Origin of the sequence: Rhodococcus sp. SORGH_AS_0301, assembly GCF_030818285.1 — a bacterium.
In the GTDB taxonomy this organism is placed as follows: Bacteria; Actinomycetota; Actinomycetes; order Mycobacteriales; family Mycobacteriaceae; genus Rhodococcoides.
This window is the reverse complement of record NZ_JAUTAC010000002.1, coordinates 1,588,503-1,610,341: the sequence shown is the minus strand read 5'-3', so window position 1 is coordinate 1,610,341 and position 21,839 is coordinate 1,588,503. Positions and strand designations below refer to the sequence as shown.

The 21,839-nt window shown below is 68.9% G+C and carries 17 protein-coding genes and 1 pseudogene; 7 read left to right on the top strand and 11 right to left on the bottom strand.

Features of this window, described 5'->3' with window-relative positions; genetic code table 11:
- Positions 1 to 165: 165 nt before the first annotated feature.
- From QE397_RS08225 to QE397_RS08215, 3 genes are read right to left on the bottom strand one after another with little or no spacing between them, the layout of a single operon-like run.
- The gene (locus QE397_RS08225) at positions 166 to 1,371 is read right to left on the bottom strand and encodes an aspartate aminotransferase family protein (protein WP_056445275.1); all 1,206 of its coding nucleotides are present in this window, start codon (positions 1,369 to 1,371) and stop codon (positions 166 to 168) included.
- A 57-nt stretch (positions 1,372 to 1,428) separates the two neighbouring features.
- Entirely contained in the window at positions 1,429 to 2,085 is a 657-nt protein-coding gene (locus QE397_RS08220) for a Pr6Pr family membrane protein (RefSeq protein ID WP_056444876.1), read from the bottom strand.
- 48 nt (positions 2,086 to 2,133) lie between these two features.
- Positions 2,134 to 2,400 (bottom strand): helix-turn-helix domain-containing protein, encoded by a 267-nt coding sequence (locus tag QE397_RS08215; protein ID WP_027505150.1) that lies wholly within the window; start codon positions 2,398 to 2,400, stop codon positions 2,134 to 2,136.
- A gap of 79 nt (positions 2,401 to 2,479) precedes the next feature.
- On the opposite strand from QE397_RS08215, the gene map reads away from it, so the two are divergent.
- Both map and hrpA read left to right on the top strand, forming a co-directional pair.
- The gene (gene map, locus QE397_RS08210) at positions 2,480 to 3,247 is read left to right on the top strand and encodes a type I methionyl aminopeptidase (protein ID WP_027505149.1); all 768 of its coding nucleotides are present in this window, start codon (positions 2,480 to 2,482) and stop codon (positions 3,245 to 3,247) included.
- Positions 3,248 to 3,267: 20 nt separating this feature from the next.
- Positions 3,268 to 7,194, top strand: coding sequence for an ATP-dependent RNA helicase HrpA (gene hrpA, locus QE397_RS08205; RefSeq protein WP_307092778.1), 3,927 nt, complete (start codon positions 3,268 to 3,270; stop codon positions 7,192 to 7,194).
- A gap of 1 nt (position 7,195) precedes the next feature.
- Here hrpA and nrdR read toward each other — a convergent pair whose 3' ends face one another.
- Together nrdR and QE397_RS08195 are read right to left on the bottom strand one after the other, a co-directional pair.
- On the bottom strand, positions 7,196 to 7,693 hold the full coding sequence (nrdR, locus tag QE397_RS08200; RefSeq protein ID WP_056444882.1) for a transcriptional regulator NrdR: 498 nt from the start codon (positions 7,691 to 7,693) through the stop codon (positions 7,196 to 7,198).
- Between the two features lie 112 nt (positions 7,694 to 7,805).
- Positions 7,806 to 8,222, bottom strand: coding sequence for a hypothetical protein (locus tag QE397_RS08195; protein ID WP_027505146.1), 417 nt, complete (start codon positions 8,220 to 8,222; stop codon positions 7,806 to 7,808).
- A gap of 263 nt (positions 8,223 to 8,485) precedes the next feature.
- Here QE397_RS08195 and lexA point away from each other — a divergent pair, with 263 nt between their 5' ends.
- Positions 8,486 to 9,268 carry a transcriptional repressor LexA gene (gene lexA, locus QE397_RS08190; protein ID WP_307092775.1) on the top strand — a complete coding sequence of 261 codons (783 nt, stop codon included), beginning with the start codon at positions 8,486 to 8,488 and terminating at the stop codon, positions 9,266 to 9,268.
- Positions 9,269 to 9,329: 61 nt separating this feature from the next.
- Here the strand turns inward: lexA and QE397_RS08185 are convergent, their stop codons facing one another.
- From QE397_RS08185 to QE397_RS08170, 4 genes and pseudogenes are all read right to left on the bottom strand, one after another.
- Positions 9,330 to 10,472 carry an acyl-CoA dehydrogenase family protein gene (locus tag QE397_RS08185; RefSeq protein WP_222630911.1) on the bottom strand — a complete coding sequence of 381 codons (1,143 nt, stop codon included), beginning with the start codon at positions 10,470 to 10,472 and terminating at the stop codon, positions 9,330 to 9,332.
- 159 nt (positions 10,473 to 10,631) lie between these two features.
- Entirely contained in the window at positions 10,632 to 11,255 is a 624-nt protein-coding gene (locus QE397_RS08180) for a YigZ family protein (protein WP_307092772.1), read from the bottom strand.
- 543 nt (positions 11,256 to 11,798) lie between these two features.
- Positions 11,799 to 13,058, bottom strand: a pseudogene (locus QE397_RS08175) (uracil-xanthine permease family protein); the annotation flags it as partial.
- A gap of 117 nt (positions 13,059 to 13,175) precedes the next feature.
- The gene (locus tag QE397_RS08170) at positions 13,176 to 14,870 is read right to left on the bottom strand and encodes a phosphoenolpyruvate--protein phosphotransferase (RefSeq protein ID WP_307092770.1); all 1,695 of its coding nucleotides are present in this window, start codon (positions 14,868 to 14,870) and stop codon (positions 13,176 to 13,178) included.
- 181 nt (positions 14,871 to 15,051) lie between these two features.
- On the opposite strand from QE397_RS08170, the gene QE397_RS08165 reads away from it, so the two are divergent.
- From QE397_RS08165 to QE397_RS08150, 4 genes are all read left to right on the top strand, one after another.
- Positions 15,052 to 15,819 (top strand): DeoR/GlpR family DNA-binding transcription regulator, encoded by a 768-nt coding sequence (locus QE397_RS08165; protein WP_027505139.1) that lies wholly within the window; start codon positions 15,052 to 15,054, stop codon positions 15,817 to 15,819.
- On the top strand, positions 15,816 to 16,799 hold the full coding sequence (locus tag QE397_RS08160) for a 1-phosphofructokinase family hexose kinase (protein ID WP_222649155.1): 984 nt from the start codon (positions 15,816 to 15,818) through the stop codon (positions 16,797 to 16,799). Before QE397_RS08165 ends, QE397_RS08160 begins: the two co-directional genes overlap by 4 nt.
- Positions 16,800 to 16,848: 49 nt before the next feature.
- Positions 16,849 to 18,885 carry a fructose-specific PTS transporter subunit EIIC gene (locus QE397_RS08155; protein ID WP_056444900.1) on the top strand — a complete coding sequence of 679 codons (2,037 nt, stop codon included), beginning with the start codon at positions 16,849 to 16,851 and terminating at the stop codon, positions 18,883 to 18,885.
- Positions 18,886 to 18,958: 73 nt separating this feature from the next.
- Entirely contained in the window at positions 18,959 to 19,216 is a 258-nt protein-coding gene (locus tag QE397_RS08150; RefSeq protein ID WP_307092767.1) for an HPr family phosphocarrier protein, read from the top strand.
- A 65-nt stretch (positions 19,217 to 19,281) separates the two neighbouring features.
- On the opposite strand, the gene QE397_RS08145 is transcribed toward QE397_RS08150, so the two are convergent.
- Both QE397_RS08145 and hflX read right to left on the bottom strand, forming a co-directional pair.
- Positions 19,282 to 20,328 (bottom strand): hypothetical protein, encoded by a 1,047-nt coding sequence (locus QE397_RS08145; RefSeq protein WP_222630894.1) that lies wholly within the window; start codon positions 20,326 to 20,328, stop codon positions 19,282 to 19,284.
- A complete protein-coding gene (gene hflX, locus QE397_RS08140; RefSeq protein ID WP_027505135.1) occupies positions 20,325 to 21,788 on the bottom strand; it encodes a GTPase HflX in 1,464 nt (487 codons plus the stop codon). Before hflX ends, QE397_RS08145 begins: the two co-directional genes overlap by 4 nt.
- Positions 21,789 to 21,839: the final 51 nt, after the last annotated feature.

The window sequence follows — 21,839 nt, the reverse complement described above, 5'->3', positions numbered from 1 at the left end:
CCAACGCTTCTTCCGCATCGGGCCACTCCGACACCGCCGACAGGGGTCGACCCAGTCGATCGATGGGGATCAGATTCGGAGTCGCCGTCTGCATGTCGATCCACCCGACCACCTCGCCGTCCTCGCGGGCGTGCGGGATCCAGTGATCGGGAACTGCCACGACGCTCAGCTCACCGTGGCGTCCAGCGCCCGCGCGGTGGCGGACGCCATCTGTTCGACCTGCTCGTCGGTCATGACGAACGCCGGCGAGAACTGGATCGCGCCGTTGCCGGCCGCTCGCGCGGAGACACCTTCGCGGCGCAGAGTCTTGACGAACGGCATCGCGTAGGACGGGTCGGCGAACTGCACCGCGGCGACGACACCCATCCCACTGCGGACCTCGCTGACCAGGTCGTGCGAGGCCAGGGGCGAGAGATGCCGGTGCAGCGTGGCTTCGAGGCGCGACGCGTGCGTCAGCAGGTCCTCGTTCTCGATGATGTCGAGGTTGGCCATGGCCGCGGCAGCGGCGCCGGCGTGACCGCCGTACGTGTAGCCGTGGCGCCACCAGGCGCCGCCCTCGTAGAACGGCTCGGCGACCCGCGGGGCGACGAAGACCGCACCCATCGGCACGTAGCCCGACGTCAGACCCTTCGCGGTGCACATCATGTCGGGCTCGAGGCCCAGCTTCGACGACGCGAACCACGCTCCGCCGATACGACCGAATCCGGTCACCACCTCGTCGGCCACGAACAGGATGTCGTGGTCGCGGCAGATCTGACGCACCTCGTGCAGGTAGCCCTCGGGCGGCAGGTAGACCCCGCCGGCACCGATGATCGGCTCGGCGAAGAACGCGGCGATGGTGTCCGCGCCCTCCTTCTCGATCAGTTCGAGCAGCGCCTTGCCCTCGTCCCACGCGACCGTCCGCGCGTCCGTCATCAGCTCGCCGTAGTTCTCCCGGTTCAGCGGGAGTCCGGACAGTGCGGTGCCGGCGACGTGCATGCCGTGGTACGCCTTCTGGCGGCCGACGACGACGGTCTTGCCGGGCTTGCCCATCTGGTGCCAGTAACGCCGGGCCAGCTTGGCAGCGGTGTCGATCGAGTCGGAGCCGCCCGAGGTGAAGAAGATCTTGCTGCCCGCGACGGGCGCGATCGCTGCGAGGCGGTCGGCGAGTTCCAGCGTCACGTCGGGAACGACGTCGCCGAACGTCGAGTAGTGCGCGAGCGTGGACAGCTGCCGCGCCACGGCGTCCGCGATGGCGGTGCGGCCGTGACCCACGTTCGTGAACCACAGACCCGCGGTGCCGTCGAGATACTCGGTGCCGGCCGTGTCCCAGATGCGCGCGCCCTCACCTCGGGCGACGACGAATCGGCCGCCGGACTCGACGGTGTGCATGTCGGCGAAGCCGTGCCAGAACGCGGAGGACGTGTGCTGGGGAGTGGTCACGAGAGGTCAGCCTAGGCCACTCGTGGCGTGCTTCCGCGACCGGCGGGACGCCGCCAGTTCGCCCACTCTGTCGACCGCCAGGGCGATGAGCAGGAACGCCACGACCAGGACGGCGAGCCCGATCGCGAGGGGGCCGTACCCCCGCTCCCGCGGGTCCAGGAACGGATACGGGTACCAGTCGACGATGGGCCCGCGGATCAGGCTGTAGACCCCGTAGACCACGGGAAAGACCAACCACAGCACCGGCCCGCTCTCCGCGCTGCGACGACGTGGTGGCGCCAGGATCCAGTCGAGAACGATGAGGACGGGCACGATGCGGTGCAGCACCGAGTTGGTCCACGCGTCCTGGATCTGCACGTCGACGTTCGACAGCAACACCGCGTACACGATTCCGGTGATCACCATGTAGGTCGTGGCCGCCCCGCGAAGCCTGTCGAAGGTCTCGGAGCGGGGATCGACGACCCCGCCGATCACGAAGACCACGACGGCCAGCACGTTGCTCAGCACGGTGAAGTAGCTGAAGAAGTTGGCTAGCGAGAATCCGGCGACGTCCGCGGACCGGACGGGGATCCAGATCAGGGCGGCCAGCCCGAGCAGCGCGGCGACGACTCGGAGAACGCGCAGCGCGACAGGGGTGGCGACGCGATCGTCCGGCGGAGTCATGGAGCGATCCTCACACGAGCGCGGTCCTCGGCGCCGAGCAACGAAGCACTAGATCGCGACGCGATGCTCCCTGTCGCCCTGCCATGCGTCCACCGCGTCGGAGACCGGCAGTCCCAGTGCCGCACAGATCTGCAGCACGGTCCCGAAGCTGGGGCTCGCGATCCGACCCACCTCGATCTTGCGGAGCGTCTCGGGTGAGATCCGGGCGTCACGGGCGACGATCTCGGGGTCTCGTCCCGCTCGTGCGGCGCGCAGGACGGCGCCGAGGCGACGACCGGCCTCGACCTGCTCGGGACTCAGAGGAATGCGGACCACAAGGTCAGCATAGCGGTATTCCTGTACCGGTCTGCTACCGTTCGTTGGTATTGAAATACCGACAGGAAGCGATGGACGGATGATCGAGCTCAAGGGCCCTGCCGAGATCGACAAGATGGCGGTGACCGGCGCGTTCGTGGCCGAGACACTGACGACGCTGTCGGAGCAGGCGCAGCCCGGCGTGAACCTGATGGATCTCGAGCATCACTGCCGCGACCTCGTCGCCACCCGCGGCGCGGTGTCCTGCTACTGGGACTACGCCCCCGAGTTCGGCAGCGGGCCGTTCCGCAACGTCATCTGCCTGTCGGTCAACGACCGTGTACTGCACGGCCTCCCGTTCGACCACACGCTCGCCGCTGGGGACGTCCTGAGCCTGGACTTCGCTGTCTCCATCGACGGATGGGTCGCCGACTCGGCGCTGACCGTCGTCGTCGGCGACAACCCTGATCCCGCGGACGTCGAACTGATCGAGAGCACCCGGCGCGCACTGGATGCCGGCATCGCCGCGGCCGTCGTCGGTGGGCGACTCGGGGACATCTCGGCGGCGATCGAGAACGTCGCCCGGGAGACCGGAAAGCAGGTCAACACCGATTTCGGTGGTCACGGCCTGGGCCGGACGATGCACGAGGACCCGCACGTGGCCAACGCCGGCCGTGCGGGATCGGGATTGACACTCCGGGCCGGCATGACACTCGCGTTGGAACCCTGGTGGTCCCGCGGGACGGCGAAGCTCGTCATGGACCCGGACGGATGGACCCTCCGGTCGGCCGACGGATCCATGACCGCCCATTCCGAGCACACCATCGCGATCACGGACGACGGGCCACGCATCCTGACGCCGCGGTGACGGATAAACTGGCGTGAGCCATGTCGACATCTGCTCCCCCGTCCTCCGGACCCACCCGCCGCGACCTCACGGCCCGCCTGTCCGACCTCACCTTCCGTGACGCGCACAGGCTGCGCCGTCGGCTCGACCGCAGCCGCAAGCCCGCCGAACTCGAATCGATCGCTGCCGACATCGGCCGCGCCGAAGCCACGATCGCGGCTCGTCGAGCCTCCGTTCCCACGATCACGTATCCCGAGGCACTGCCGGTGTCCGCCCGCAAGGACGACATCGCAGCCGCCATCGCGGAGAACCAGGTCGTCATCGTCGCGGGCGAGACCGGCTCGGGCAAGACGACACAGATTCCGAAGATCTGCCTCGAGCTCGGTCGCGGCGTCCAGGGCGTCATCGGACACACACAGCCCCGGCGACTGGCCGCCAGGACGGTCGCGGAACGTATCGCCGACGAACTCGGGCAGGAGATCGGCGACGCCGTCGGTTACACGGTGCGCTTCACCGACCACTCCAGCGACAACACCCTCGTCAAGCTGATGACGGACGGCATCCTGCTCGCCGAGATCCAACGGGATCGGCTGATGCGTCGGTACGACACGATCATCATCGACGAGGCGCACGAGCGCAGCCTCAACATCGACTTCATCCTGGGCTATCTCGCCCGGTTGCTCCCCCAGCGTCCCGATCTGAAGGTCATCGTCACCTCGGCCACCATCGACCCTGGCCGCTTCGCGCACCACTTCGCGGTGAACGGGGTCGACGCGCCGATCGTCGAGGTGTCGGGCCGGACGTTCCCCGTCGAGGTCCGGTATCGGCCGCTCACGGTCGAGAACGGCGAGCAGACCATCGAACTCGACCCGGTCGACGCCACGTGCGACGCCGTCGAGGAACTGCTCACCGAACCGGAGGGCGATGTCCTCGTGTTCCTGTCGGGCGAGCGCGAGATCCGCGACACCGCCGATGCTCTGAAGGATCGCCGACTGCGCAACGTCGAGATTCTTCCGCTCTACGCCCGGCTGTCGGCAGCCGAGCAGCACCGCGTCTTCACCGGCCACACCGGTCGACGAGTCGTGTTGTCCACCAACGTCGCCGAGACGTCGCTCACCGTGCCCGGCATCCGGTACGTCGTCGACCCCGGAACCGCGCGCATCTCGCGGTACTCGCTGCGCACCAAGGTGCAGCGTCTGCCGATCGAACCCATCTCGCAGGCGTCGGCCCGCCAGCGAGCCGGCCGGTGCGGTCGCGTCGCGGACGGCATCTGCATCCGGTTGTACTCGCAGGAGGACTTCGAGGCCCGCCCCGAGTACACGGATCCCGAGATCCTGCGCACGAACCTCGCATCGGTCATTCTGCAGATGGCCTCGCTGGGACTGGGCCGCATCGACGCGTTCCCGTTCGTCGAGGCACCGGACCCGCGCAGCATCCGTGACGGCCTGGGACTGCTCGACGAACTCGGGGCGCTCGAGTCGCAGGGCGAGGACGGGCCCGTGCTCACCTCACTCGGCAAGGAGCTCGCCGGCCTCCCGGTCGACCCGCGCATGGCGCGCATGCTGGTCGAGGCCAACCGCAACGGATGCCTGCGGGAAGTTCTCGTCATCGTCTCGGCGCTCTCGATCCAGGACGTGCGCGAGCGGCCCGCGGAGCATCAGCAGGCCGCCGACGAGATGCACAAGCGTTTCGTGGTGGAAGGTTCGGACTTTCTCGCACTGTGGCAACTGTGGACGTATCTGGGAGACCAGCGCCGAGAGCTGTCCTCGAACCAGTTCCGACGCATGTGCCGATCGGAATTCCTGCACTACCTGCGCATTCGCGAATGGCAGGACCTGCACGGTCAGCTGCGCCAGATCACGCGTGGCCTGGGCTGGACCATGCCTGACACGGCCGACTCCTCGGAGCCGAACCATGCCGTGATCCACCAGGCACTGCTGCCGGGTCTGCTGTCGCACATCGGTCTTCGTGAGGGCGACAAGAAGGATTTCCTCGGAGCACGTGGGTCGACCTTCGCCGTCTTCCCCGGTTCGAGCCTGTTCCGCAAGCCGCCGCGCTGGATCATGGCGGCCGAACTCGTGGAGACCAGCCGACTCTGGGCCCGGATGGGTGCGCGCATCGAACCCGAATGGGCCGAGAAGCTGGCCCCGCACCTGATCAAACGCCAGTACTCGGAGCCGCACTGGTCGACGAAGCGCGAAGTGGCGATGGCCTACGAACGCGTCACGCTGCACGGCATTCCTCTCGCCGCCCGCCGGCCCGTCACCTTCAGCGGTATCGATGCCGAGGTGTCTCGCGACTTGTTCATCCGCCACGCTCTCGTACAGGGCGAGTGGCGGACGCACCACCGCTTCTTCCACGCGAACCAGGAGATGCGCAGCGACGCCGAGGAACTGGAGTCGCGCGCCCGCCGACGCGACATCGTCGTCGACGACGACACCCTCTTCGCTTTCTACGACGAGCGTGTACCTGCGACCGTGGTGTCGGCCCGTCACTTCGACCGGTGGTGGAAGAAGGCGTCCCGCACGACGCCGGACCTGCTCGACTTCGACCGCGCCACCGTCGTCAATCCGGACGCCGCCGCGGTCGTCGAGGGCGACTACCCCGACGCCTGGCGTCAGGGCGAGGCGCAGTTCCCCCTGACCTACCAGTTCGAGCCGGGCAAGGAGGACGACGGCGTCACCATCACCATTCCCATCGCCCTCCTCCCCCGCGTCGCCGACGTCGGATTCGATTGGCTCGTCCCCGGCATGCGCGTCGAGTTGGTGACGGCCCTGATCAAGACTCTTCCGAAGGAGTTGCGCCGCAACGTCGTCCCAGCGCCCGACCACGCGGTGGCCGCCGTCGCGGCGATGCGACCGAGGACGGAACCACTACTGGTCGCACTGTCGCGTGAACTCACCCGCATGGGCGCCGTGCCGATCGCACCGTCGGATTTCGACCCGTCCGCGCTGCCCCGCCACCTGAAGATGACGTTCGTGGTGGTCGACGATCGCGGCCGTCGACTGGACAAGGACACGTCCCTCTCCGCCTTGCGCACCCGACTCGGTGCTGCCGCGGCCGCTGCGGTCGGCGTCGCCGCCAAGGACTCGGAGAAGGCCCCGGTGACACGGTGGACGTCCGAGACCATCGGCACACTCGAGCCCACCGTCACCCGAACGGTCAACTCGCAGAAGGTGACCGGGTATCCCGCCCTGGTTCCCGAGAAGGGCGGGGTCGCCGTTCGTGTCCTGGGCACCGCCGCCGAGCAGCGAGCAGCGATGCGCGAGGGCACCCGACGCCTCCTGCTCGACGCCATCCCATTGTCGACGAAGAACCTGCTCACCGGACGCTCCCCGGCTCAGCGGCTCGCGCTGGGGCAGAATCCGCACGGAAGCATCGAGGCGTTCGTCGAGGACTGCCGCACCCTCGCGGCCGACGAGCTCATGATGAAGCACGGCGGCCCGGTGTCCACGCCCGAGGCGTATGCAGTGCTGGAGAAGGCGGTCCGGGGCGAGCTCGCCGGCCGGACGGCCGCGGTGCTCCGGGTGGCGGAACCATCTCTCGGTGCCGCGACGAGGGTCCGCCTCGCACTCGACGACGCGACGGGTGATGCCGCGGACGACGTGCGCCAGCAGCTCGACGGGCTGATCTTCCCCGGATACGTCTTCGAGACCGGCGAAGCGCACCTGCCACATCTTCCGCGCTACCTCGAGGCGGCCGAGCGCCGACTTCGCGCATTCCCGTCCAGCGCTCGCCGCGACGCGGCGGGGATGGACGTGCTGGACCGCGTCTATGCGGACTACGACGCCCTGCTCGGGTCGGTACCGGACTCGGTGGGCCGCAGCGATGCCGTGCGGGAGATCGCCTGGATGATCGAGGAGCTGAGGGTCAACCTGTTCGCTCAGACCCTGGGAACGCTGTACCCGGTGAGCGAGAAGCGGGTGCGCAAGGCCATCGACGACGTCCGACGTGCGGTGCGGCGCTGACTCACCGCTGAGCGGCGGGCTCCGCGTCCCGGGCGGGGGCGGCATCGTGCTCGGCGCGGTGGCGACGAAGGTCCTCGATCTCGCGCTCGAAGTCGTCCGCACTGCTGAACGAGCGGTAGACGGAGGCGAATCGGAGGTAGGCCACCTCGTCGAGATCGCGCAGTGGCCCGAGTATGGCGAGCCCTACCTCGTTGCTGGGGATCTCGGCCGACCCGGAAGCCCGCACCGTGTCCTCGACCTGCTGGGCGAGGAGGACGAGCGCGTCGTTGTCGACCTGGCGGCCCTGGCAGGCCCGACGGACTCCCTTGACCACCTTCTCGCGACTGAACGGCTCACTCACGCCACTGCGTTTCACGACGGAGAGCACTGCTGTCTCCACCGTGGTGAAGCGTCGACCGCATTCGGGGCAGGAACGACGCCGCCGGATCGCCTGGCCCTCTTCCGCTTCACGCGAATCGACGACGCGCGAGTCGGGGTGACGGCAGAACGGGCAGTGCATCGGACAGAGACCCCTCGATGGCTCGGGCATTTCCCGAGCGCCACGGCGGCTCTCGGTGTGTCCAGCGTACCGGGACGGCCTTCCGCGGCCCCGGGGGCGTGTCCGGCCGGTGTCAGCGTCCGGAGACGACGCCCATCTCCACCTGCTCCGAGATGGACGGCTGTGCCGGAACGTCGGCGGAGCGCATGTTCGCCAACCCCACCAGCCCCAAAACGGACACTGCTGTGATCAGCGCCACAGCGATGGGCGTCGCGAATCCGTGTCCCCGACGAGTGCGGTGTTCGACCTGCGAGACACCGTTCGAGCGGCGACGGTAGTCGACAGTGCCGCCGTCGGGGCGGCGGGAGTCGCGCGGAGCGGGGCTGCGGCGGACCGTGGTGCGCTCGCGCACGTCGGTCGTCGTGGACCCGGCCGCGCGGTCGGCCACACCCCAGTAGGAATCGTCGTCGCAGGTCCAGCGCGTGCGGACGGGTGCATGCATGTCGATGGAACGTGCGGTGCCGACAGTCAGCAGGTCACTTCGAGTCATTGCAACCACTCCTCGTGGATAGCCGGTGGCCGTCCGCGTCGCCGATGCACCGAGGTGTTCGAACAACACATTCGCCCACGCGTTCGAATGAACGCATGTTCGATGTATAGCAGTCCGGTCCGACAAAGTGCATCGAACACGCGACACGCTTCGAACAGGTGTTTGATCCGAGTCCCGTTTCGGTTTAGGTTCGACACACGCACAACGGACGTGACACCAGCACCACCTGCCCCACGTCCACTGCTACCGATGGAGGTATCTCGATGAAGGACGACAGCTCATCCGGCACGGTCGGCGGGCGCGCGTCAGCGACCGGCTCGGCCAAGACCGCCGACACCGAGTCCGGTCTCACCGAACGTCAGCGGCGAGTGCTCGAGGTGATCCGTGCGTCGGTCGTCGAACGCGGCTATCCGCCGAGCATCCGGGAGATCGGTGACGCCGTCGGATTGACGTCCACCTCGTCGGTCGCGCATCAACTGCGCACCCTCGAACGCAAGGGGTTCCTGCGCCGCGACCCCAACCGTCCCCGCGCCGTCGACGTGCGTCTGCCGGGCGAGAACGGGCGCCCCGAAGAGGTCTCTGCCGTCGCGCAGGACGATCTAGTCGCCGCGGACACCACGAATCACCTCGACAGCGCGGACATACCGTCGTCGGACGACGATCGCCTGCCCGCACCGACCTTCGTCCCCGTCCTGGGACGTATCGCCGCGGGTGGTCCGATTCTCGCGGAGCAGGCCGTCGAGGACGTGTTCCCGCTTCCGCGCGAGCTCGTCGGGTCCGGCTCGCTGTTCCTTCTCCGCGTCGTCGGTGAGTCGATGATCGACGCCGCCATCTGCGACGGTGACTGGGTGGTCGTGCGTCAGCAGAACGTGGCAGACAACGGGGACATCGTCGCCGCCATGATCGACGGAGAGGCCACCGTCAAGACGTTCAAGCGGACTGGTGGGGACGTCTGGCTGCTCCCCCACAACGACCTGTTCGAGCCTATTCCCGGGAACGACGCCGTGGTGCTGGGCAAGGTCGTCACCGTGATGCGCAAGCTCTGATTCCGGACACACGAACGCCGGCGCTGGATTTCCAGCGCCGGCGTCGTCGTGTTCGAGGTTCCTACAGGTCCAGACCGCGACCGATGATCTCCTTCATGATTTCCGTCGTGCCGCCGTAGATGGTCTGCACGCGGGAGTCCATGTACGCCTTGGCGATCGGGTACTCCTTCATGTAGCCGTAGCCACCGTGCAGCTGCAGGCACCGGTCGATGAGCTTGACCTGGTTCTCGGTGGTCCACCACTTCGCCATGGCGGCTTCCTGGACCGACAGCTCGTTCGCGTTGAGCTGCTCGATGTACTTGTCCACCATGATGCGGACGGCAGTCGTCTCGGTCGCGCACTCCGCCAGCACGAATCGCGTGTTCTGGAACTTGCCGATCGGCTTGCCGAACGCCTTGCGGTCCTTGCAGTACTGGATCGTCATCGCGAGCGCGGACTCCATCGCGGCAGCCGCGACGACGGCGATCGACAGGCGCTCCTGCGGCAGGTTCTGCATCAGGTAGATGAAGCCCATACCCTCCTGACCGAGCAAGTTGGCGGCAGGGATGCGGACGTCGGTGAAGCTGAGCTCCGCGGTGTCCTGCGCCTTCATACCGATCTTGTCGAGGTTGCGGCCGCGCTCGAAGCCCGGCATGTCGCGCTCGACGACGAACAGGCTGAAGCCCTGCGCGCCCTTCTCCGGATCGGTGCACGCCACCACGATGACGATGTCGGCGTTGATGCCGTTGGTGATGAACGTCTTGGAGCCGTTGAGCACCCAGTCGTCACCGTCACGGACGGCCTTGGTCTTGATGCCCTGCAGGTCACTGCCCGTGCCCGGCTCGGTCATCGCGATCGCGGTGATCAGCTCGCCGGAGCAGAACCCGGGCAACCAGCGCTGCTTCTGCTCGTCGTTGGTCAGCTCGATCAGGTAGGGAGCGACGACGTCGTTGTGCAGCGTGAACCCGATGCCGCTGTACCCACCGGCCGTGGTCTCCTCGGTGACGATGGCGTTGTAGCGGAAGTCCTTGACTCCGCCGCCGCCGAACTCCTCCGGCACTGCCATGCCCAGGAAGCCCTGCTTGCCGGCCTCGACCCAGACACCTCTGTCTACGATGTTCTGCGTCTCCCACTCCGCGTGATGCGGCGCGACGTGCTGCTCGAGAAACTTCTTGTACGAGCTGCGGAACAGGTCGTGCTCGGGCTCGAACAACGTGCGCTTCATGATTCTCCTCGTCGTGCGTACGGCGGATCTGTCTCGAGCCTAGAACCAGGTACGAGCGGGGTCGATGACCAGTGCGAGCACGTTCGGTGACCTCGGCGTCACTGACTCGAATCCGGTGTGTTGAGCCGCGGTATCCGCGGCTCAGCGCACCCAGCCGCCTCAGAGACCGAGCACCCACCGGTGCCCGACGCGCTCTGCCACCACACCGCCGCCGGTCGCGGACGCGAGGACACCGTCGAGCCGGTCGCCGTCACCGATCACCCGGAGCCGCACGTCGGATCCGTAGGCGACGTCGTCGACGGCGAATCCGTGCACTCGCAGGACGCCCTCCACCCGACCGGCATCAGCATGGGACAAGTCCATCTCGAGGACGTCGACTCGCGCGAGCTCGCCGACCTCCGCGCGGTCGAGCGCCGCACTCACCGCGCCCGAGTAGGCGCGCACCAAGCCACCGGCGCCGAGCTTGACGCCCCCGAACCACCGACTGACGACGGCCACCACATCGACGAGGTCGCGGCCGGTCAGCACGCCGAGCATCGGAACACCTGCCGTACCGCCAGGTTCGCCGTCGTCCGATGCGCGCTGACGACGGTGCTCCTGATCTGCGCCGACGACGAAAGCCCAACAGTGGTGGCCCGCATCGGGGAACTTTGCCGACACCGCAGCGACCACGTCGAGCGCCTCGGACTCGGTGTGGACGGTGACCACGCGGGCGAGGAACCGGCTCCGCTCGATCACCGTTTCCGCATCGACGTGTCGGGTCGAGACGAGGGCATGCGGCACGGAGCCAGCCTAGATCCGGTGCAGAAATCGTCGGTGAGCGACGAAATCTGCACCGGATCGCGTGACCCGGCGGTTGTGCCGAGCCTGCAGAACGAGGGGCGGCAGAACCCAGACGACGAGCGCCGCGGTCACCCACCAATACCAACCCGGAACGGCATTCAGCGCCAAGGCCCCGACGAACAGAGCAGACCCACTGCAGCTTTGAAGCAGGTCGACGTCTCGGCGACGCACCGCGGGGCCGCGCAACCAGGAGATGCGCTGGTCGCCGCTCTCGCGCACGGCTCGGCGTACGGATGCCACGGCGAGGACCACAGCAACAATCAGGGCAACAGCCGCAACGGATGCACGAGCAGCAATGTTCGGCAGCGCGAGCGTCGAGGCGGCTGCTACAGCCGAGACAGCCATGAGCGCCGGAACCTTCCACGCCGGCGTCGACGGCCACTCGTCCGGCGCGAGGCGCACGGGTCGCATCGGGTCGAGGTGTGGGTGGCTCACCGCCTCAGCGTGACACAGACCGCTCAGTCTCGTCGCCGCTCCGACAGCGCGCGGGAGCACCGGGTACGCGACCAGGATGCCGACCGAGCCCCACACGATGCCGCCGAGTTCGACGGATCCGATGGTCAGCGTCAGGTCACCGACACCGGCGACGAGGGCGGCCGCCGCGACCATCAGGTTGAGCGGTTTGGTGAAGTCGATCCCCGCTTCCTGCCAGATCCGCACGCCGAGAAGGCCGATGAGACCGTAGAGCACGAGCGTCGCGCCGCCGATGACACCGCTCGGGACCGTGAAGATCAGCGCGCCGAACTTCGGGGAGAACGAGAGCACCAGCGCCGTGGCGGCGGCGACCCAGTAGGCAGCGGTGGAGTACACGCGGGTGGCGGCCATGACACCGATGTTCTCCGCGTAGGTCGTGGTGCCCGAACCACCACCGGCACCGGCGAGGACGGTCGCCGCGCCGTCCGCCATGAGGGCGTCACCGGCGACGTCGTCGAGGGACCGACCCGTCATCGCCGCGACCGCCTTCACGTGACCGACGTTCTCGGCGACGAGCACCACGACGACGGGCAGTGCGACGAGCACGACGGAGAGCTGGAACGAGGGGCCGGTGAACTCGGGCAGTCCGATCCACGACGCGCTACCGAGTGCGTCGACGCGTGCGGGATCGAGAGCACCGGTGACGGCAGCGAACACCCATCCCACGACGACGCCGACGAGGATGCCGAGGCGACCGATCAGCCCCGGCACCGCGACGGTGACCAGCAGGACCGCCACGAGGGTCACGGTCGCGACGAGCGGCTGAGCTTCGTACGAGGTCGCGGCGGTGGACGCGAGGTTCAGGCCGATGAGCGCCACGATCGCGCCGGTCACGAGCGGCGGCATGACGGCGTCGAGGACGCGGCTCCCCGCCAACCGGACGAGCAGGCCGACCAGGAACAACACCACGCCCACCACGAGCACCGCGCCGAGCTGCGCAGCGGGACCGTCGCCCGCCGTCGCCGCCAAGGGTGCGATGAAGGCGAAGGACGAGCCCAGGTAGCTCGGGATCCGGCCGCGCGTGGCCAACAGGAAGATCGCGGTACCCAGGCCGGAGAAGAACAGCGTCGTCGTGACCGGGAACCCGGTGATGGTCGGCACCAGCAGAGTGGCGCCGAACATCGCGACGACATGCTGCATCCCGATCCCGATCGTGCGCGGCCACGAGAGCCGTTCGTCCGGAGCGACGACCGCGTCGGGCGCCACGGTGCGACCGTCACCGTGGACGGACCAGCGAGGGAAGAACTGTCTGGATCGAGTTGTCGTCACGGCGGAAATGATGTCATGCGGGAAGGCCGGAGGCCGGTCGGCAGGTCACCGGGAAGGCCGGAGGCCGGTCGGCAGGTCACCGGGAAGGCCGGAGGCCGGTCGGAGGGCGGGAGCGCATCACCCGAGCAGGCCGGCGGCCACCTCGCGTGCTTCGGCCGGGCTGGAGGTGGACAGCACGGCCTCGGCCGCGGCCCTGCACTGCTCGAGCGTCACGGTGCCGAGCTTCGCGCCGACACCGGCCACGGCGGCCGACGCGGCCGAGAGGGACGTGACGCCGAAGCCGACGAGGACACAGGCCAACAACGGGTCCGCGGCGGCCTCTCCGCAGACTCCGACAGGCTTGTTCACCGCTGCGCCGGCCTTCGCCGCGTGGGCGACGAGCGTCAGGACTGCGGGCTGCCACGGATCGGTCAGTGCGGCCAGGTCGGCGGACATGCGGTCGGCCGCCATCGTGTACTGCGCGAGGTCGTTGGTTCCGATGGACAGGAAGTCGACGTGATCGAGGATCCGGTCCGCGAGCAGCGCCGCGGCGGGCACCTCGATCATGACGCCGGGGGTGAGCCCGCGTTCCCGCACGTCGGCGGCGAAGGCCTGCGCCTCGGCGGACGTGGCGATCATCGGGGCCATCACCCACGGGGACGACTCGGTCGAGGCCGCCGCGGCCGCGATGGCGTCGAGCTGGCGGTGCAGGATGCCGCGATTGCCCTCGGCGATACGGATGCCGCGCACTCCGAGGGCCGGGTTGGCCTCGTCGGCGTGGTTCGCGAAGCGCAGCGGCTTGTCCGAGCCGGCGTCGAGCGTGCGGACGACCACCTTGGTGCCCTCGAACGCGGTGAGCACCTCGGCGTAGATCGAGGCCTGCTCGTCGACGGTGGGCTCGACGTCGCGGTCGAGGAAGCTGAGTTCGGTGCGGAAGAGTCCGACGCCGTCGGCCGCGGTCGACCGGGCTGCGCGAGCGCCGGCGCCGTCCTGCACGTTCGCGAGGATGTCGACACGGTGACCGTCGGACGTCCGGCCCGGCCCGCTCCAGTCGGCGACCTCGGCGAGGTGGGTGGCCGATTCCTCGACCGCGGAGCGTGCCGTGGACGGATCGGGCTCGATCTCGATGCGGCCGGTGGTGCCGTCCACCATGACGAGCGTCCCGGCGGGGACGTCGTCGAGGCCCGTCGCCGCGACGATGCACGGGATGCCGAGCTGACGGGCGATGATCGCGGTGTGGCTGGTGGGTCCACCGAGCGAGGTCGCGAGGCCGACGACCAGCGTGGCGTCGAGTCCCGCGGTGTCGGCGGGTGCGAGGTCCTCCGCCAGGAGAACCGAGGGCTCCGACGGGGTGGGCACGCCGGGCTCCGGGAGATCGGACAGCTCGGCGATCACGCGGTCGCAGATGTCCATGAGGTCGGTGATGCGCTCGGCCATGCGTCCGCCGAGCTTGGCGAACATGGCGACGAACTGGTCCGTCGCGGTGACGGCGGCGTACGCGGCGTCGGAACCCTTGCCGATGGCCTTGACGCCGGCGCCGATCCACCCGCGGTCCTCGGCCATCGCGGCGTTGGCGGCGAGCACCTCGGACGCGGAGCCGGTTGCCAGTGCGGCACGGGCCTGCAGACGTCGACCGACCTCGGCCGCCGCGGCGCGGAAGCGCTCCTTCTCTGCATCGCGCGCGTCCTCGGCGATCTCGACGGCCGTGTCGGGACGTGAGGGGCGCGGCGCCGGGCGGATCGCGGGGCCGTAGCCGACGCCGGGCACCACCGGCGTGCCCTGCACCGCGTGGGCCGTCGGCTGTGCCTCGTTCACGGTGAGCGATCCCGTCATCTGCTTCCTCCTGCTGCGCGGTGGTGCGGGGGCATCTCGCCTACCCGCTGTGCATCGCGTCTCCCGCGATGGCTCTTGTGACTCAGATTACTCGAACCTCTTGACATGTCAACAGAGACGGGCGTAAAACAACATAAACCAACAGTGAAACAACGGTTCGGACGGAGGGGCGGTGAACACGATGTACGCGGAAGAGCGGCAGAACGCCATCGCCGGCCTCATCGGACAGCGCGGTCGCGTCTCCGTCGCCGACCTGGCCGACACGTTCGGTGTCACCACCGAGACCGTGCGCCGTGACCTGGCCTCGCTCGACCGTATGGGCGTCGTGCGCCGAGTCCACGGTGGCGCAGTGCCCGCCACGTCGGTCACCGCGGTGGAGCCAGGGATGGCCGAGCGCGAACACACCCGCGCGAAGGAGAAGGACCGCATCGCCGCTGCCGCCCTCGCCTACCTGCCTGCACCCGGCGGATCCATCGCGCTCGATGCCGGCACCACCACCGGTCGCCTCGCCGCGCTGATCCCCGTCGAGTCGGATCTGACGGTGGTGACCAACTCGCTTCCCATCGCGACGCGTCTCGCCGCGGTTCCGTCCCTCGATCTCCACCTGCTCGGTGGCCGCGTCCGCGGTGTCACGCAGGCGACCGTCGGCGAGGACACCCTGCGAGTGCTCGGGACCGTGCGTGTCGACGTGACGTTCATGGGCACCAACGCGATCAGCGTCGGCCACGGTCTCTCGACTCCCGACACCGACGAGGCCGCCGTCAAGCGCGCGATGGTGAGCGCGGCGGACCGCGTGATCGTCGTCGCGGACTCGGCCAAGATCGGCCTGCAGTTCTTCATGTCCTTCGCCGCACTCGACTGTGTGGACGTCCTCGTCACCGACGACGGCATCACCGACACCGACTGCACCCGTCTGCAGCAACACGGATTGGAGGTGGTGGTCGCATGATCCTCACCCTGACGGCCAACCCCAGCATGGATCGCACGGTCTCCCTCGACGTGCCGTTGGTGCGCGGATCGGTGCATCGCAGCGCACTGACCACGACGGAGCCCGGCGGCAAGGGGGTCAACGTCGCACGCGTCGTCACCTCCGCCGGACGGACCGCCACAGCGGTGCTCCCGTGCAGCGGTTCCGATCCGCTGCTCAGCGCGCTCGGCACCCTCGGAGTCCGGTACCACGCCGTACCCACGTCGGGTGTCGCGCGCACGAACCTGACCATCAGCGAGTCCGACGGCACGACGACCAAGATCAACGAGCCCGGGGCCGGACTCGCGCCCGAGACGGTCGACGCCCTGATGGCGTCCGTCCTGGAACTCGCGCAGCGCGCCGACTGGGTCGTCCTGTCCGGATCGATCCCGCCCGGAATCGACGCCACCTGGTACGGCCGCCTCGTCACCGCGCTGCACGAGGTGTCGGCCAAGGTCGCGGTGGACACCTCCGACGATCCGCTCTCGGCACTCGCCGCGGGCTTCCCCGCCACGGCACCGGACCTGATCAAGCCGAACGCGGAAGAACTCGCACACCTCACCGGACACGACGGCGCGGCTCTCGAAGCCAGTGCCGCACAGGGTGACCCGTATCCCACGGTCGAGGCCGCGCGCGTTCTCGTCGACCGCGGAGTGGCTGCCGTCCTGGCGACACTCGGTGGGTCCGGGGCCGTCCTGGTCACCGCGACAGGGTCGTGGTTCGCCACCCCTCCCCCGATCACCCCGCGAAGCACCGTCGGCGCGGGCGACTCGTCGTTGGCCGGATACATCCTGGCCGATCTCGACGGCGAGGACGGTGCCGGTCGACTCGCCCGGGCCGTCGCCTACGGATCCGCAGCCGCCGCCCTACCGGGCACCCGGTTGCCGACGCCGTCCGACGTCGACGTCACTGCCGTCCCCGTCCACACCCTCGACTCGTCACCCGCCGTACCCCAGTCCTGAAACCCCAGTCCTGATCCCCCAGCTCCACTCCACTCCCAGAGGAAACGACATGTCCAGTCCCACCACGGCTCACGATGCCAAGCCCGGCATCATCGCCGAGGACCTCATCCTGCTCGACGCCGATCTCGGCTCGACGAAGGACGACGTCATCGCCCGCCTCGCTCGCGTCCTCACCGACGCGGGCCGTGCATCGGATGCCGACGCCCTGCGCGACGCCGCGATGGCTCGTGAGGCGCAGTCGGCCACCGGCCTGCCCGGCGGCATCGCGATTCCACACTGCCGCTCCGCCGCGGTCACGACGGCATCGCTCGGATTCGCTCGCCTGAACCCGAAGGTCGAGTTCGGCGCACCCGACGGCGACGCGGACCTGGTCTTCCTCATCGCCGCACCGGAGGGCGCCGGCGCGGAGCACATGAAGCTGCTGTCCTCGCTCGCACGCGCGCTGGTCAAGCCCGCATTCGTGACGTCGCTGCGCGAGGCGGCCACCCCCGCCGACGTCGTCGCACTGGTCGAGGGCGTTCTGGCCCCCAAGCCTCCGAAGGCTGCGACTCCCGTCACGACCACGAAGACCGCTCCTCCCGCTCCGACCGCCACGGCGGACGCTGCCAAGCACATCGTCGCCATCACCGCGTGCCCCACCGGCATCGCCCACACCTACATGGCCGCCGACTCCCTCAAGGACGCCGGCGACCGTGCGGGCGTCACCGTGCACGTCGAGACGCAGGGCTCGAGCGGCTCCACGGCACTGGACCCGGCGCTCATCGCGTCGGCCGAGGCCGTCATCTTCGCGACCGACGTGGGCGTCAAGGGCCGCGAGCGCTTCGCGGGCAAGCCCGTCATCGAGTCCGGCGTCAAGCGCGCGATCAACGAGCCCGACAAGATGGTTGCCGAGGCTCTGCGCGCCGGCGGTGACCCGAACGCCGCACGCGTCTCCGGTACCGCACCGGGAGCGTCCGCTGCGGCCGCTGCCGGTGGACTCGGCTGGGGCACCCGGTTGCGCCAGATCCTCCTGACCGGTGTCAGTTACATGATCCCGTTCGTCGCGGCCGGTGGACTCCTCATCGCCCTCGGCTTCCTTCTCGGTGGATACGAGATCAAGGGTGTCGCCGAGGACATCATGACCAACAACAGCCTCACCAACCTGCCCGACGGCGGGCTCCGCATCTTCATCGGCGCGGTGCTGTTCCAGCTCGGCGGCCTGGCCTTCGGCTTCCTCGTCCCGGCCCTGTCCGGTTACATCGCCTTCGCCATCGCGGACCGTCCCGGTCTGGCTCCCGGCTTCACCGCCGGTGCGGTGGCCCTGTTCGTCGGTGCCGGCTTCATCGGTGGCCTCGTCGGTGGCCTCATCGCCGGCTTCGTGGCGCTGTGGATCAGCCGGATCGCGGTGCCGCCGTGGCTCCGTGGCCTGATGCCCGTCGTCATCATCCCGCTGGGTGCGACCCTCGTCGTCGGCGGTCTGATGTTCCTCGTACTGGGTCGCCCGCTCGCTGCCATCACCACCGGCCTGACCAACTTCCTCAACGGCCTCTCGGGCTCGTCGGTCATCATCCTCGGCATCATCCTGGGCCTCATGATGTGCTTCGACCTCGGTGGACCGGTGAACAAGGCCGCCTACGCCTTCGCTACCGCCGGGCTCAGCGTCGACAACGAGGCATCGCTGCGCATCATGGCCGCCGTCATGGCTGCCGGTATGGTTCCCCCGCTCGCCATGGCACTCTCGTCGACTCTGCGACCGAAGCTCTACAGCGAGGCAGAGCGCGAGAACGGCAAGGCTGCATGGCTTCTCGGAGCTGCGTTCATCTCCGAGGGTGCGATCCCGTTCGCCGCGACCGACCCTCTACGTGTCATCCCCTCGATGATGGCCGGCGGCGCTGTGACCGGCGCCCTGATCATGTCCTTCGGGACGACGCTCAGCGCACCCCACGGCGGACTGCTCGTGTTCTTCGCGATGAACAACTTCTTCCTGTTCCTGCTGGCTCTGGCGATCGGCACCGTGGTCTCCGCGGCGCTCATCACCGCAGCCAAGCAGTTCGCCGGCAAGAAGCCTGCGGAGATCGTCGACGAACCCGTCGCCGTCGCAGCCTGACACCCACGTCACCACCCCCACAGCTGGCAGTATCGACACCAGCACTCACCTGACGAAGAAGGAGATCACCACGATGCCCAGCACCACGGTCACGGTCGGATCCGCCATCGGCCTGCACGCCCGTCCCGCCGCCGTCATCGCCGAGGCGGTCGCCGACTCCGGCGTCGATGTCACCCTCGAGGTGGAGGGCGAAGAGGCCGTCGACGGCGGCTCCGCGCTCATGATCATGACGCTGGGGGCCACCAAGGGCACCGAGGTCACGATCACCAGCGACGATCAGGCCACGCTCGACAAGGTGGCCGCACTGGTCGCGTCGGACCTCGACGGCTGATCTTCCGCACAGACGACGACGGCCCCCACACACCGTGGGGGCCGTCGTCATGTGTGCTTCTGTGTCTACCGCGACCGGAACAGTCGACGCACGAAGAACAGGGTCAGCACCACGACCACACCGACCGACGCCGCGGCGGCGATCAACGGAACGAGGATGGACCCGGTGGGCTCGGCGGGTGCTTCGGAGTCCGCGGTCTCGGTGGCCTCCGGGCCGGCCTCGGCGGAGGGTGCCACATCGCGCAGGACGAGGACGGCGGGACGAGCTGCAGCCGTGTCCACACCCTGCTCGGACCCGAGCAGCACCTCGTCGTCCGAGGTGAAGGCGATCGACTCGCCCTGCGGCTGCGGCGGGAGCGCGACGACGCGGGCGGGGGCCGACGCGAAGGCCGCGGCCACGTCACCGTCCCGCACGGACCACAGGTACAGATCGGTGTAGGTGCGCACGGCAGCGATGGACCCGTCGGCGCTCACGGCGCCGCCGGTGACCAGGCGACTGCCGTCGAGCAGCGGCGGACCCCCGGGTGTGGTCGTCGCGGACGGCGCGAAGTCGGCCACGCGGCGCAGCGGGGTGGGACCGGGACTCGGGAGATCGGACACCGACGTGTCCGCGGTGTACACGGCACCGGTTCCGAGACCGTCCTTCGTGACGACGACGGGACGGCCGTCGGGCCCGATGAGGAGTGCTTCGGCATCGTGCGCACCGTCGGGATAGGTGAGCCGGTGCAGTTCACCGGCACCACCGGCCGCAGGATCCATCCGGGTGAGGGCCACGGCGTCGCGTCGACGGTCGTTGTCGCCGATGTCCGCGAGCCACAACGACCCCTCGAACGACGAGAGATCCTCGACGTCGTACGGATCCACCGGATTCGGAAGCCACTCCGCGACAGCACACTCGGAGTCGAGGCGCGCGACACGGTCGTCGGCGCCGCTGTCCCCGATCGCGTACACCGTCCCGTCGAGTACCGTCATACCCGAGAGTTCGGACAGTCCCGGATCGGTCGGCACACAGTACGGCTCCGCATCCGGTGCCTCGGTCTGCGCCGCCGCGGGAGACGCTGCCACGAGCGCCACCACGGCAGCGCCGAGCACCGGCGCGAACCGACGGCTCACGCGCTGTGGGCGTATCGCGTGAGTATCGAGGCCAGCGCCGTCGGCACGGTCGCGTCGATGCGCGTACCGCCGCTCTCGTGACTCGTGCTCGAGATCCGTCCGTCCGCATGGATGCGCGACACCAGGTCGCCGCGGTCGTAGGGCAGCAGGACGCTGACCGACACCTCGGGCGGGCGGACCAGCTCGCCGAGTCGTGTCCGCAGCTCCTCGATGCCCTCACCGGTCTTCGCGGACACGAAGACCGCACCCGGCAGCAGGCCCCGCAGCTGCGTCAGCGTGACGGGATCCGCGGCGTCGATCTTGTTGACCACGATCAGTTCCTCGGGCGCCGCGGCGTTCTGCTCGCGCACCACCGAGACGATGACCTCGCGGACCGCCTCGATCTGCCCGATGGGGAGCGGGTCGGACCCGTCCACCACGTGCAGCAGCAGATCGGCGTCCGTCACCTCCTCGAGCGTGGAGCGGAACGCCTCGACCAGCTGGGTCGGCAGGTGGCGGACGAAGCCGACGGTGTCGGTGAGCACGCACTCGCGGCCGTCCTCGAGCGTCGCCTTGCGCGTGGTCGGATCCAGGGTCGCGAACAGTGCGTTCTGCACCAGCACACCGGATCCGGTCAACGCGTTGAGCAGCGACGACTTCCCCGCGTTGGTGTAGCCGACGATGGCGATGGACGGCACGTTGCCCTGCAGCCGGCGCTCACGTTTGGTGTCGCGGGCCTGCTTCATGCCCCGGATCTCGCGACGTAGCTTCGCCATGCGCTCGCGAATGCGACGACGATCGGTCTCGATCTTCGTCTCACCGGGACCACGCAGGCCCACACCGCCGTTGCTGCCGGCGCGGCCACCCGCCTGACGCGACATGGACTCACCCCAGCCGCGCAGACGCGGAAGCATGTACTCCATCTGCGCCAGGGCGACCTGCGCCTTGCCCTCGCGGGAGGAGGCATGCTGAGCGAAGATGTCGAGGATCAGCGCGGTGCGGTCGATGACCTTCACCTTCACGATCTTCTCCAGTGCCGTCAGCTGCGCAGGCGTGAGTTCACCGTCGCACACGACGGTGTCCGCGCCGGTCGCGATGACCACCTCGCGCAGTTCCTTCGCCTTGCCGGAGCCGATGTAGGTGGAGGCGTCGGGTCGGTCGCGACGCTGCACCAGCCCTTCGAGCACCTCGGAACCCGCCGTCTCGGCCAGAGCCGCGAGTTCGGTCATGCTGGACTCCGCCTCCTCGGCGGAACCGCTGGTCCAGACACCGACGAGCACCACGCGCTCGAGCCGCAACTGGCGGTACTCGACCTCGGTGACATCGGTGAGCTCGGTGGAGAGTCCGGCCACACGGCGCAGTGCGCTGCGATCGTCGAGCTGCATGTCGCCGGTGGACCACTCGGCGTCCTGCTCGAACCCGTCGCTGTGGGAGGAACCTGTCGTGTCGGCCCTGTCGGCCGCTGCATTCGTTGTCGTCATACGAGACCCATGATCCACGAGAACGTCCTGACGTGCACTGTCATTTACGCA

Coding starts and splice junctions, on each gene's coding strand:
- QE397_RS08225 (WP_056445275.1), bottom strand. CDS start 1,371: ATGCACACCGTCGAGTCCGGCGGCCGATTCGTCGTCGCCCGAGGTGAG.
- QE397_RS08220 (WP_056444876.1), bottom strand. CDS start 2,085: ATGACTCCGCCGGACGATCGCGTCGCCACCCCTGTCGCGCTGCGCGTT.
- map (WP_027505149.1), top strand. CDS start 2,480: ATGATCGAGCTCAAGGGCCCTGCCGAGATCGACAAGATGGCGGTGACC.
- hrpA (WP_307092778.1), top strand. CDS start 3,268: ATGTCGACATCTGCTCCCCCGTCCTCCGGACCCACCCGCCGCGACCTC.
- nrdR (WP_056444882.1), bottom strand. CDS start 7,693: ATGCACTGCCCGTTCTGCCGTCACCCCGACTCGCGCGTCGTCGATTCG.
- QE397_RS08195 (WP_027505146.1), bottom strand. CDS start 8,222: ATGACTCGAAGTGACCTGCTGACTGTCGGCACCGCACGTTCCATCGAC.
- lexA (WP_307092775.1), top strand. CDS start 8,486: ATGAAGGACGACAGCTCATCCGGCACGGTCGGCGGGCGCGCGTCAGCG.
- QE397_RS08185 (WP_222630911.1), bottom strand. CDS start 10,472: ATGAAGCGCACGTTGTTCGAGCCCGAGCACGACCTGTTCCGCAGCTCG.
- QE397_RS08170 (WP_307092770.1), bottom strand. CDS start 14,870: ATGACGGGATCGCTCACCGTGAACGAGGCACAGCCGACGGCCCACGCG.
- QE397_RS08165 (WP_027505139.1), top strand. CDS start 15,052: ATGTACGCGGAAGAGCGGCAGAACGCCATCGCCGGCCTCATCGGACAG.
- QE397_RS08160 (WP_222649155.1), top strand. CDS start 15,816: ATGATCCTCACCCTGACGGCCAACCCCAGCATGGATCGCACGGTCTCC.
- QE397_RS08155 (WP_056444900.1), top strand. CDS start 16,849: ATGTCCAGTCCCACCACGGCTCACGATGCCAAGCCCGGCATCATCGCC.
- QE397_RS08150 (WP_307092767.1), top strand. CDS start 18,959: ATGCCCAGCACCACGGTCACGGTCGGATCCGCCATCGGCCTGCACGCC.
- hflX (WP_027505135.1), bottom strand. CDS start 21,788: ATGACGACAACGAATGCAGCGGCCGACAGGGCCGACACGACAGGTTCC.